Annotated in this window: 12 protein-coding genes; 8 read left to right on the top strand and 4 right to left on the bottom strand. The window is 52.6% G+C overall.

What is annotated here, in order from left to right:
• Positions 1–76: 76 nt before the first annotated feature.
• Positions 77–1,225, top strand: a complete 1,149-nt coding sequence (locus LLG46_15630) for an NAD/NADP octopine/nopaline dehydrogenase family protein (GenBank protein MCE5324726.1) — start codon at positions 77–79, stop codon at positions 1,223–1,225.
• Positions 1,210–2,850: a cobalamin B12-binding domain-containing protein gene (locus tag LLG46_15625; protein MCE5324725.1), complete on the top strand. Its 1,641-nt coding sequence runs from the start codon at positions 1,210–1,212 to the stop codon at positions 2,848–2,850. The genes LLG46_15630 and LLG46_15625 overlap by 16 nt, the downstream gene beginning before the upstream one ends.
• 44 nt (positions 2,851–2,894) lie before the next feature.
• On the opposite strand, the gene LLG46_15620 is transcribed toward LLG46_15625, so the two are convergent.
• The 4 genes from LLG46_15620 to LLG46_15605 all read right to left on the bottom strand — a co-directional run bounded on the left by LLG46_15620 (position 2,895) and on the right by LLG46_15605 (position 5,267).
• Positions 2,895–3,374, bottom strand: a complete 480-nt coding sequence (locus tag LLG46_15620) for a DUF488 domain-containing protein (GenBank protein ID MCE5324724.1) — start codon at positions 3,372–3,374, stop codon at positions 2,895–2,897.
• 50 nt (positions 3,375–3,424) lie between these two features.
• Positions 3,425–3,979 (bottom strand): hydrolase, encoded by a 555-nt coding sequence (locus LLG46_15615; protein ID MCE5324723.1) that lies wholly within the window; start codon positions 3,977–3,979, stop codon positions 3,425–3,427.
• Positions 3,976–4,452 (bottom strand): transcription elongation factor GreA, encoded by a 477-nt coding sequence (greA, locus tag LLG46_15610; GenBank protein ID MCE5324722.1) that lies wholly within the window; start codon positions 4,450–4,452, stop codon positions 3,976–3,978. Before greA ends, LLG46_15615 begins: the two co-directional genes overlap by 4 nt.
• A gap of 212 nt (positions 4,453–4,664) precedes the next feature.
• The gene (locus LLG46_15605; GenBank protein ID MCE5324721.1) at positions 4,665–5,267 is read right to left on the bottom strand and encodes a TetR/AcrR family transcriptional regulator; all 603 of its coding nucleotides are present in this window, start codon (positions 5,265–5,267) and stop codon (positions 4,665–4,667) included.
• Between the two features lie 190 nt (positions 5,268–5,457).
• Here LLG46_15605 and LLG46_15600 point away from each other — a divergent pair, with 190 nt between their 5' ends.
• The 6 genes from LLG46_15600 to LLG46_15575 all read left to right on the top strand — a co-directional run bounded on the left by LLG46_15600 (position 5,458) and on the right by LLG46_15575 (position 12,203).
• Positions 5,458–6,285, top strand: coding sequence for an MBL fold metallo-hydrolase (locus tag LLG46_15600; protein MCE5324720.1), 828 nt, complete (start codon positions 5,458–5,460; stop codon positions 6,283–6,285).
• Between the two features lie 117 nt (positions 6,286–6,402).
• Positions 6,403–6,672 (top strand): 30S ribosomal protein S15, encoded by a 270-nt coding sequence (rpsO, locus tag LLG46_15595; protein ID MCE5324719.1) that lies wholly within the window; start codon positions 6,403–6,405, stop codon positions 6,670–6,672.
• 18 nt (positions 6,673–6,690) lie between these two features.
• Complete coding sequence (locus LLG46_15590) at positions 6,691–8,913, top strand: polyribonucleotide nucleotidyltransferase (GenBank protein MCE5324718.1); 2,223 nt, start codon at positions 6,691–6,693, stop codon at positions 8,911–8,913.
• 184 nt (positions 8,914–9,097) lie between these two features.
• The gene (locus LLG46_15585; GenBank protein MCE5324717.1) at positions 9,098–10,363 is read left to right on the top strand and encodes an insulinase family protein; all 1,266 of its coding nucleotides are present in this window, start codon (positions 9,098–9,100) and stop codon (positions 10,361–10,363) included.
• Positions 10,364–10,366: 3 nt separating this feature from the next.
• Complete coding sequence (gene dapB / locus LLG46_15580; GenBank protein MCE5324716.1) at positions 10,367–11,167, top strand: 4-hydroxy-tetrahydrodipicolinate reductase; 801 nt, start codon at positions 10,367–10,369, stop codon at positions 11,165–11,167.
• A gap of 16 nt (positions 11,168–11,183) precedes the next feature.
• Positions 11,184–12,203 (top strand): aspartate-semialdehyde dehydrogenase, encoded by a 1,020-nt coding sequence (locus LLG46_15575; GenBank protein ID MCE5324715.1) that lies wholly within the window; start codon positions 11,184–11,186, stop codon positions 12,201–12,203.
• The last annotated feature ends 45 nt before the right edge of the window (positions 12,204–12,248 follow it).

Raw genomic sequence — 12,248 nt, 5'->3', positions numbered from 1 at the left:
CGCGGCAGGAAGATAAGCAGAGAGCATTCCTGTTTCGCTGCCGTTGGGTGTCTTGTACATAAATGGAGGACATATAATGGAAAACAGGAGTGCGCCCAGTTTCGCAGTCCTCGGAGCAGGCCATGGTGGAACAGCCGTGGCAGGGCAGCTTTCTCTGATGGGCTTTGATGTCTCACTATATAACCGCAGTCCGGAAAGGCTCCGTTCGATCCAGTCTGCAGGTGGGATAGAGATCATATCCGGCTGCCAGGACACAATTCCTCACGGCTTCGCTGCTCTCAAAATTGTTACCTCCATCCCATCCGAGGCCATCGCCGGACGCGATATTCTAATGGTCGTGGTCCCTGCAACCGCGCACAGGCCAATTGCCGAACAGATCGCTCCTCACCTTGTCGACGGCCAGATGATAGTGCTCAATCCCGGCAGGACGGGCGGTGCATTGGAGGTGTCCAAAGTCATACGTGACTGTGGGTGCTGCGCTGATGTGGTCGTAGCCGAGGCGCAGACATTCATATACGCCAGCCGGTCGATGAATCCGGCGCAGACCAAGATATTCCGCGTCAAGAACAGCATCCCCGTAGCAGCTCTGCCTGCACATAGCACACCCGAGGTGGTAGGCAAGCTTAGGACCGCGTTTCCTCAGTTTGTGCCCGGCGATAATGTGATGAAGACCAGCCTCGACAATATCGGCGCGATATTCCACCCGGCGGTCACTGTCCTCAACGCCGCTCGCATCGAAAGCACAAACGGCGATTTCGATTATTATACGGAAGGCATCACTCCCGCTGTATCTCAGATTCTCGAAAAGATGGATAAGGAGCGTGTTGCCGTAGCCGAGGCTCTCGGTTTCAGGGCAATGTCCGCGCGCGAGTGGCTCTATATTGCCTATGACGCCGCAGGGCGCACTTTGCATGAGGCGATGCGGGCCAACAGAGGTTATGATGGCATCAAGGCTCCCAAGAGTGTATATCATCGTTATATAAGCGAGGATATCCCGATGAGCCTTGTGCCTATAGCGTCTCTGGGAGAGATGGTAGGCGTGCCGACACCGGTTATAGACTCGATCATCCTGCTCGGCTCGATTTTGCATGAGACGGACTACAGGGCAAAAGGCAGGAACGCCGAGAGCCTCGGTCTGGCGGGAAAAAGCCTGAAAGACATACGCCGGTTTATTCTGGAGGGCGAGCCTGAAGAAAAGGAGACGAAACAATGCGCGGAACTATAGTTGCCGGAGCACTGGGAAACTGCGTGCATGTGGCGGGTGTGGCCGGGCTATTGGGCATCGCACAGCAGCTTGGTTACAAGACAGTATTCTTGGGCGCGGCAGTTAGCGTAGATGATTTTGTCGAAGCAGTCCGCGAGCATGATCCCGATATAGTCGGTGTCAGCTATCGATTGACCCCTGAAGTCGGTAAGCGCCTGGTCAGTGATCTCAAGTCGGCTCTGGAGCGCTCGGAACTGCTTGACAGGCGGTTTGTCTTCGGTGGAACGCCTCCCGTGTGCGAAGCGGTCAAGGAACTGGATTGGTTCGAGTATTATTTCACCGGGCTTGAGAACACTGATGCCGTGTGGACATATCTGAAAGGCGAGGAAGCGGGTAAATCCTGCACTGAATGCACCGGCACGCTGCTCGAGCGGCTCGAACACAAGCACCCATACCCGCTGCTTAGGCATCATTTCGGTCTGCCCGACCTTGACGCGACTATAAACGGTGTTCGCAAAATCGCCGAGTCCGGTGTGCTCGATATAATTTCGATTGCACCGGACCAGAACGCGCAGGAGTCATTCTTCCGCCCGGAGGAGATGGACCCGACTATGGACGGCGCAGGCGGCGTTCCAGTTCGCAGACGCGAAGATCTGACCGCGATGTATAGCGCTGCGCAGTGTGGAAACTATCCCCTGCTGCGTGTATACAGCGGCACTCGCGACCTTATATCCTGGGCAAAAATGTCGGCGGAGACTATATCAAATGCCTGGGCGGCGATACCATTGTGCTGGTACAGCGTCTTGGACGGACGCTCGAATCGCACGCCGGAGGGGGCAATCCGTGAGAACCAGGAGTGTATGCGCTGGCATGCCGAGCGTGGAATTCCAGTGGAGGTCAATGAGCCCCACCATTGGGGCTTGCGCGATGCCCACGATGTCATATCGGTTGTTATGGCCTATCTGGCGGCATACAATGCGAAGCAGATGGGCGTGTCGCATTACATTGCTCAGTATATGTTCAATACCCCTCCTGGTCTTTCGCCTGTGATGGACCTGGCAAAGGTTCAGGCCCAGATAGAAATGGTGGAGAGTCTGCACGGGCCTGAGTTCTATTCTTTCAGACAGGTCAGAGCCGGGCTGCTGCACCTGTCACCTCAGATGAACAAGGCAAAGGGGCAGCTTGCGGCATCGACTATGCTTTCTCTGGCGGTTGCGCCGCATATCATTCATGTGGTTGGTTACTGCGAGGGCGACCATGCGGCCTCGGCTGACGATGTGATAGAAAGCTGCGAGATAGTCCATGGCGTGCTCAAGAATTGCCAGACCGGTATGCAGGCTTTGATAGGCAGTGAAGAGGTCGGCAGGCGCAGGAAATACCTTATGGATGAAGCTGAAGTCCTGCTGGGCGCAATCCGTGACTTCGGTAGAGATGAGGAGGATGCTTTCTCAGATCCGGCTGTAATCACCGGAGCTATCAAACAGGGTCTTTTGGATGCGCCTCATCTCAAAGGCAATCCGTATGCTAGCGGCACGCTCGAAACGCGAGTAATTGGTGGAGCGCTTGAAGCTGTGGATCACGACACAAAGGAGCCAATTTGTGAGAGCGAGAGACTGCAGTCTCTGCTTTCCTGCATTGTCGGATGATGCCTGACGCATCCAGCCAAATATAAAATACAAAATGTAAAATACTAATTCTTAAAGAGCCCTGGTTGTTCCACCTTCGCGATGCTGCCATCCGGCATGATATGCTTCACATCTATCCCCCAGCTTCGCAGAATTTGTGCCAGAATTCTCTCGCGGTGGCATGTCATCGGGTCTGCCTCACTGCACATTATAACCACTCGCTTGGTCTTTGCGATTTCTACGATTGCTTTAAGCTCATTTTGAAAAGATTCGGTCTTTGCGAGTTTGTCATAATCGGGAGCGCCGGATGGGGTGTAGAGCGACATATCTTTGGGTTTGCCGCCTATTGAGTTGCCTGAGTATCGATATGTAATCCCAGCCGTCTCGACATGCCTTTGGAATTCGGTTTTGTTGAACTGTGAGGCATAGCGGCTGTAGGGTTCGCTGCGGACATCGACGAGGACCTGGGTCCTGCTGCGCTTCAATATATTCAAGAAATCGAGCAGGTCATGATTGCTGTGGCCTATCGTGAAAATTTCGGTCAATTTAACCTCCGCCGGGCTTATCGTTTTCCTCCCATAGCGCGGAGGGAAATCTATTTGACAATCGGCAGAATGCGTTTGAACTCAGGAATTGATGCATCGCGCGTAAGCTCGAAAATCGCCATCTCAGTCGATGAGATCACACATCCCGAACTGCGCATCTTCTCGACGGCGCACTCCCAGTCATCACGTCTCCTGGATGATACTGCATCCTCAATAACATGAACCGAATAGTTGCGTTCCAGGAGATCGTGAGCCGTCTGATTGACGCATACATGTGCCTCTATTCCACACAGAATCACTTGATTACGTCCGGTCGCCTGCAGCGCATCGAGAAAATCGAGCGAACCGACGCAGCTGAAAGTCATTTTGTCGAAACGCTTGTCCGTCGGCAGAGCGTTCGCAATAGGCTCATGTACATCACCCAGCCGCGCGGCATATTGAAGCGGCACGAGTATTGGCAGATCGAATACTTTTGCGGCTTCAATGAGCTTGATGACATTGGCGACCATCCGCTCGCTTTCATGGATCACTTTGAGGAGCGGGTCCTGGATGTCTATGACAACCAGGGCGCTGTTCGATTTGTCTATTATATTCGGGTGACTCATTGCACCGATACGATCTGATAGTTAATCACTCCGCCGGGGGCGCGTACATCAACTTCGTCTCCCTGCTTGTGACCCATCAATGCGCTTCCAAGGCATGATTCCAGAGATATCTTGCCTTCAGCCGGGCTGGACTCTGTGGGTCCGACGATGGTGTATTCATCCTCGAAACCGTCAGCAAGGTCTTTAACTGTCACCTTTGAGCCTATGCCGACACAGCCGTTATTATCCATAGTCTCGACCACACTGGCGTGGCTGAGAATGGTTTTGAGTTCTTTGAGCCTTGCTTCCAGCATTGCTTGTGAATGCTTTGCATCCTGATAATCAAAATTTTCGCTCAGATCGCCCAGTTGTCTGGCTTCTCTGATTCTATCGATTATGGCGGGCCGCTTCACGGTCATGATCTCATTAAGCTCCCGCTGAATCTCGTCGTAGCCATCGCGCGTGAGCACGATCTTCTCGTCTGAAAAATCCACGCAACTATCTCCCGGCAATATATAACGGTATGCCCACCGAGTAATAGGTGGGCTTCAAGCCCATATTTTATCACAAGTGTTGAAAAAAGGGAAGCGATTTTGTGAATGATCGAGTATCTATCTTTGCCGATATTTGGTTCAGGAGGGATATTGTCTTACGATGACGAGCATGCATGGAGGGTGAAGCTCATGCCGAGCCGCACAATTACACTTCATCGCTTGACTCCGCGCTCGAAAAGTTCCACTGCTATCTCGCCGACATCTGTGAACTTGATGTCAACATCAGCGGAAAACCGAACAAGACCGGAGAGCATTCCCTGAAGTGCAAGCGATGCAGCCTGTGGGTCAATTTCGCGATACCTGCCCTGCAGCATTCCCATCCTAAGCAGACGCTCAAATACCGAGATTGTGACAGTGCGGCATCGTAACAGGACAGCCTCTCCAATATCGGGGACCGGGGCAGCATCCATAATCGGTGTTACGAAGCCGGGATTTTCCTGCAGGAACTGCATTATGATTCCCACCACAGCCTGAAGAGGGTCAGACGCATCTGAAGAAGCCGCCTCCAGTGCTGTGGATATCCGTTTTTCAAGATCGTCCAGACATGCCCCGAGCACGGACTCGACAATTTGGGTTTTTGTCTTGAAATAGAGGTAAAATGTCCCTTTGGCGATGCCTGTTGCGGCAACGATATCCTCCACGGATACAGCATTGAACCCCTTTTCTCGAAACAGCCCCGCTGCTGCTGCCACAAGATCGTCATGAAGCTGCTCTTTTCGCCTGTCTTTCCATGAAGTTGCGGATTCGTTTGCCATGCTCACTCACCTTGGGTATACTCTACATTATCACAAATTGCTCAAACAGCCAAGCTATGGAGAAAGTTCAGTTTTATGAGGGCAAATATGGCTCGGTGGGAACCTCGCCCTCCCGGAAAGCTAATTATTGGGAGGGCGAAGCTCCTGCTGAGCCAAAATCCCAGGTAACTGAACTGTATCAATCATGCCGATGAATCCAAATGACATTCTGATATCGTTTTCACTGGCGCTCTACAGCCAGTGGTTTTATCATAAGCCGACCCGGTGTCTTTTTGACGCGGGCGAGGGCGTCGCCACGACCCTGGGCACCAAGGTCTTCGGCATCCGCCATGTGTTTTTGAGTCATGGGCATGAGGACCACATCGCCGGCATATCGAACCTGGTGAATATCCGCAATCTTGCGTCCGGCGAACGTGACAAGCCGTTGATTATATATTATCCCAAGCATGACCGATGGATAAATGCGCTGCTGGAGTATATCGAGCAAAAGCAGTCGGGTCTGCTCAGATATCCGCTCTATGTCCAGCCGATGGAAGTCGGCTCGGAGGTCGAAATACCGGATACGAAGCGTCCGACGCGGGTGGTCGCCTTTGAGATGAGGCATGTGCGCGGCCAACTCTGCCTGGGCTATGAGATCCAGCAGGAACGCAAATTTCCCGACCCGGCCACCGGCGAGAATGTATGTCGTTATCATCCAGTGTTTTTATATACGGGTGACGGCTCTGAGGCGGTACACACGCCCTATGGACGTCTGGATTTGGCTGTTCACGAAGCGACTTTTCTTTCAAGCGACAGCAGCCTGGCATCGATTGAGTCCAACAGACATGCTGCTCTAGAGACGGCTGTGGAGTGGGGCGCAAGCAACGATGTAAAGTTGCTGGTTTTATGCCATATATCAGATCGGTATATAATAGATGATGTGATCAAGGCTGCAAGGCAGGCGAAGGAGAGGTCGGGTTTTCGGGGTGATCTATACATAGCCCATTGCAATGAGATAATCCCCGTCCCAAGTTCATAACACGGTTTGCGCATGATTTGACAGTGGATTCCTGTTTGTGATACACTCTTCGGGTATGAGTCGAAATGCAAAAGCTGTATGGAAGGCTTTTGCATTTCGATTTGGAGGTGCAATTAATTGGCGCTTGTTAAAGAGAAGAAAACAGAATTAATAGACGAGTACAAGCAGCACGATGGCGATACGGGTTCGCCGGAGGTTCAGATAGCACTGCTCAGCGCTCGGATCAACCAGCTCACCGAGCATCTAAAGGAGCACAAGAAAGATCACCACTCCAGAAGAGGCTTGTTGATGATGGTCGGCCAGCGCAGAAGGCTGCTGAACTATCTGAGCAACAAGGACATCACCCGGTATCGTGATGTGATTGCTCGGCTCGGCATCAGACGCTAGGAGATAAGTATATTTTCAATGACAATTAACAAAGTGGAGATCGAGCTTGGTGGCAAGACTATAGCTCTGGAGACAGGGCGCATAGCAAACCAGGCTAACGGCGCAGTATTGCTGAGCTGTGGCGAAACGGTAGTTATGGCCACGGCGACAATGAGTGCCAAACCGAGGGAAGGAATGAACTTCTTCCCTCTTATTTGCGATTATGAAGAGAGAAAATACGCCGTAGGCAAGATTCCCGGTGGTTTTGTGAAGAGGGGCGGGCGTCCCTCAGAGAAAGCTGTCCTCACCTCTCGCTTAATCGACAGGCCGATAAGGCCGCTCTTTGCCGATGGCATGCGAAACGATGTTCAGGTTATCGCGATGCCTCTTTCAATGGAGCCGGACGCTCCAGCCGATGTTCTTGCGGTAGTGGCTGCATCCGCTGCCATAGCTGTCTCAGATATACCCTGGGGCGGTCCGATCGGCTGCGTCAGAGTCTGCCGGATCGGCGGTGAGTTTGTCTTAAACCCTTCCCTGGAGCAGATCAAAGAAGCCGATATGGAGCTTGTGGTCGCCGGGATGGACGGCAAAGTTATGGAGATCGAGCTTGAAGCCAGCGAAGTTCAAGAGGACGTGTTGGCGGAGGCGCTTGACTTTGCCCATGAGGCAATAGCGAAGCTTGTTGCTTTGCAGAGCGAGTTGGTAGAAAAAGTGGGCAAGCCCAAGGCTGAAGTCCCCATCCTTACTCCTGACCCTCAGCTCTACGAAGAAATATCAGCGAAAATCGCTCCAAAGATAGCCGATTTCATCAAAGACCCGGCCAATGCGGGCAAAGAGAAGGCAATTTTTGATCTTGAGGCTCATCTCAAGGATGAACTCGCTGAAGAATATCCCGACCGTGATGCCGAGATTGGCGAGGTCGTATATAAAGTCATCAAGAAACAAGTCCGCAAGATGATCCTTGATGAGGGTGCTCGCGCCGGTGGCAGAGGGCTGGATGACATAAGGCCGCTGTTCGCAGAAGTAGGACTGCTCCCGCGTGTGCATGGTTCAGGTCTCTTCACCAGAGGTCAGACCCAGGTGCTTACCACTCTCACGCTCGGTTCGCTTGATGATGCTCAGATTATCGATAATCTCGAAGAGGACGGCGAGAAGCGCTTTATGCACTTCTACAATTTCCCTCCTTACAGTGTCGGCGAGGTCAGCCCGTTGAGGAGCGCAGGCAGGCGTGAGGTGGGTCATGGAGCGCTTGCCGAAAAGGCCTTGAGGCCTATGATCCCTGCGCAGGAAGATTTTCCATATGCGATGTTGATGACTTCGGAAGTATTGGAATCGAACGGCTCGACATCCATGGCCAGTACTTGCGGATGTACTCTAGCTCTGCTTGATGCAGGCGTCAATCTCAAGGCGCCGGTCGCCGGCATATCCATCGGTCTGATTACCGGTGAGGACAAGAGAGTATTGTTGACCGATATCCAGGGGCTTGAAGACTTCCATGGCGATATGGACTTCAAGGTAGCGGGCACACGCGATGGCATCACTGCCATCCAGGTCGACACCAAGATAGACGGTCTGGATCGCGATGTAGTTGTCGGCGCTCTGGAAAAGGCCAAGGCAGCAAGAATGAATATCCTTGATGTGATAGCTGAGGCTATTCCCGAGGCCAGGGAGACCATGAGCGAATATGCGCCGAGGGTCTTTGTCGTGGAGATTCACCCCGACAAGATAGGCGACATAATCGGTCCTGGCGGCAAGGTAATCAAGAAGATAGAAGCCGAGACCGGTGCGAAGCTCGATATCGAGCAGGACGGTCATGTCTACATAACTTCGGTCGACGCAGTCGGTGGTGAGCGGGCCAAAAAGATAGTTGAGGACATCACCAAAGAGGTCGAGGTAGGCCAGATTTATACGGGAAAAGTTACTCGCATCGAACCATTTGGCGCATTTGTGGAGTTGATTCCCGGCAAAGATGGTCTGGTTCATATATCTCAGCTTGCCAAGGAGCGCGTCGAGCGGACTGAGGATGTCTGCAAGCTAGGTGATGAACTGCTGGTCAAGGTAATAGAGATTAGTCCGGACGGCAAGATTCGTTTGACACGTCGTGGTCTGATCGAGGGTGACGAAGGCTATGTTCCACCGCCGCCCGAGTCTCGCGGTGGGCGCGGAGGCAGTAGACCGCACATTGATCGCGGTGGGTACCGCGACCGACCTCGTGAGGGCGGTGACGGTCCTGGAGCGAGGTTCCGAACCAAGAAGCAGTAAGTCAGTCAAAAGGTTATAAAGTCGAAAAGTCAAAAAGTTGGGGTGAACGTGATATATGTGCTTAGCTTTTTGACTTTCGAACTTTCAGACTTTTAGACTATGATGCCACCGGGAGTGTTACCTGCGTTGTCGAGCGTGGGGCATTCGGTGGCATTTTGGCCATATTGGCGATGAAAGGTAAATCGTGGTTAGCAAGACGATTCTCCCAAATGGAATACGGATTTTGAGCGAGCACGTGCCCTATGTCGACAGTGTGTCCGTAGGCATATGGGCGCATGCAGGTTCTCGTGATGAGATTGATTCGCGCATGGGCATCAGCCATTTCATCGAGCATATGCTATTCAAGGGGACGCACACTCGAGGCGCGAAGCAGATTGCCGATGAGATGGACAGCCTTGGCGGTCATTTGAACGCATTTACCGATAAAGAGTTCACATGCTACTATGCCAAAGTGTTGCGTGAGCATCTGTCGAAGGCAGTAGAGATCATATCGGATATGGTCCTCAATTCTGTTCTGGACCCGGCTGAGATGGATCGCGAGAAGAATGTCGTGATCGAAGAGATTGGGCGTCATCAGGATACCCCCGAAGACCATGTGCACGACCTGCTCGCGGAGGTGCTTTGGAAAGGTCATCGGCTCGGAAATTCGGTGATCGGTTCCGGTGAGGTCGTAAAGAATCTGACTCGCGATGACCTGCTTGCATATTTGGGTGAATTTTATTGCCCGGATGCGCTCGTAATATCTGCTGCAGGCAACATAGACCACCGCGAGTTTGTCGATCTGGTGGCAAAAGCATTTGGTGACCTTGCAGGCAAGAGGACTCCCAGAGTAATGCATGATGCTCGCATCAATTTGGATGTGCGTGTGATCGACAAGACGACCCAGCAGGTGCATTTTTGCCTTGGGACCCGCGGTTATGCCCAGGACAGCAGAGAAAAATACGCTCTGGCGGCTATCGATTCGGCGCTTGGTGGCGGGATGAGTTCAAGGCTCTTCCAGGAGATTCGCGAGAAGCGCGGTCTGGCGTATGCCATAGGTTCATATTCGGCGTCATATCAGGAAGCCGGTATGTTCGCTATCTATGGTGGAACCAGCATCCAGAATATTAAGTACGTGCTTGAACTGACCCAGACCGAGTGCGAGAATATCAAGAAGAGCAGCGTGACCGACGCGGAGCTTGAGCGGGCAAAAAATCAGATCCGGGGAGCATTGGTCCTCGGCCAGGAGAGCATGTCCAACAGGATGAGCAGGCTGGCCAAAAGCGAGATGTACTTCGGCAGACTGGTGCGGCTCGAAGAGATAATCGGGTCGATCATGGCAGTGACCAAAGATGATGTCGCCGCGGTCGCCTCACAGCTTTTCGAGGACTCCAAGTTTGCGATTGCCGCCATAGGACCCTTTAAGAAGCATGCCGATCTGATCGAAGGCAGTATGCTGACATCGGAGTAATAAATGTCTGACAAGATAAAAGTCGCAGTGCTTGGCGCATGCGGCAAAATGGGTCGTGAGGTTATGAGGGCAGTTGCGGGCGCGGATGATATGGAGCTCGTCGGCGGTTGTGATGTGTATTGCGCAGGCACAAACGCCTCTGAAGCAACGGGTGTGCCCGGACTGAGCTTTAACATAGAATCCGATTTCAAAAAATTACTTGCGCAGTCCAAGCCGGATGTAGTTATCTATTTCGCCAAGCCGTTCGATATGGATAATGTGAGGGCAATGCTGAATGCCGGGGTGGTTCCTATTATCGGGACAACCGGCATCAGTGCGCAGGAGCTTGACGAGATAGGCAGGCTTGCCGAAAGCACAGGTACCGGTGCGATGGTGATACCCAACTTCGCGATAGGTGCGGTGCTGATGATGAAATTTGCCGCCGAGGCTGCGAAGTATATGCCTAATGTGGAGGTAATCGAGCTTCATCATGACAAGAAGATCGATTCACCTTCCGGGACGGCCATCAAGACTGCCGAGATGATCGAAGCGTCCAGGCTTGAATCGGGGATAGAGTGGGAAAAGCCTCTTGGTTCCGATGACGACCCTGCCAGGGGCGATAAGCATAGTGATATTCAGATACACAGTGTGCGCCTGCCTGGGCTGGTAGCCCACCAGGAAGTCCTGTTTGGTGGTACAGGTCAGATCCTCACGATCAGGCATGACAGCATTGACAGAACAAGTTTTATGCCGGGCGTTCTGCTCGCGGTGCGGCGAGCGTCTACTATAAAAGCTCTGGTCTACGGACTGGACAAATTGTTGTAGGAGGAAATCTAAGGAAGTGTCAGATTACAGAGTTGCAGTCGTCGGCGCTGGTGCCGTCGGCGAAGAAATGGTCAAAGTGCTGCGTGGTCGCAGTTTCCCGATGTCGGACCTTGTTATTCTCGCCAGGTCATCACGTAAACAAATGATCGATGGTGATGAGTATCAGGTCAAGGAGACCACAGCGGATGCATTCGATGGGATCGACATAGCGTTTTTTGCCGGCACGGAAGGTGCAAAGGGCGCGAGCCAGGTCTTTGGCTGGCTGGCGGTCGAAAAGGGTGCATTCGTGGTCGATAATGGCGATGATTTCCGTATGGACCCGCGCGTACCGCTGGTGGTGCCGGAGGTCAACCCGGACGCTCTGGCGAAACATCAAGGTTTTGTCTCAAACCCGAACTGCAGCACTATTCAGATGGTTCATGCCCTTGCACCACTGCATAAGATTGCCAAGATGAAGAGGATAGTCGTCTCGACATATCAGTCCGTCTCAGGCAGTGGCAGCTCTGCAATCAAAGAGCTTGAGCAGCAGGCCAGGGATTATGCCGAAGGCAAACAGATTACTCACGATGTCTACCCGGCTCAGATATTTGCGAACCTGATCCCGCAGATCAGCACTCTTAGAGGTGAGTTCGACGGCTATTTCGGCGAAGAGATAAAGATGATAAAAGAGACCCGCAAGATTTTCGGTATAGACGAACTTGCAGTTTCCGCTACATGTGTGCGTGTGCCTGTATTTCGGGCACATTCTGAGACGATCAACGTCGAGTTCGAGAATCCTATTACGGCTGATCAGGCGCGCAAGGCTCTTGCCGATTGGCCGGGTATAGAAGTGATCGATGACCCTGCGGCAGGCCGTTTCCCTATGCCTTTGTTTGCTGAGGGCACGGACCCGACCTACGTAGGCCGCATCCGCCAGGATACTTGCAACCCGAACACTCTGGATTTGTGGGTAGTTGCCGATAACATCCGCAAGGGTGCCGCATTGAACGCTGTCCAGATTGCCGAGATGGCTATCGAGCGGGGATATGTGAAGTAGGAAGTAGGAAGTAGGAAGTAGGGAATGGGGAACAGTGACTGATAG

This window comes from bacterium (genome assembly GCA_021371935.1).
Taxonomy (GTDB): domain Bacteria; phylum Armatimonadota; class UBA5829; order UBA5829; family UBA5829; genus UBA5829.
This window is presented reverse-complemented; position numbering and strand designations above follow the sequence as displayed.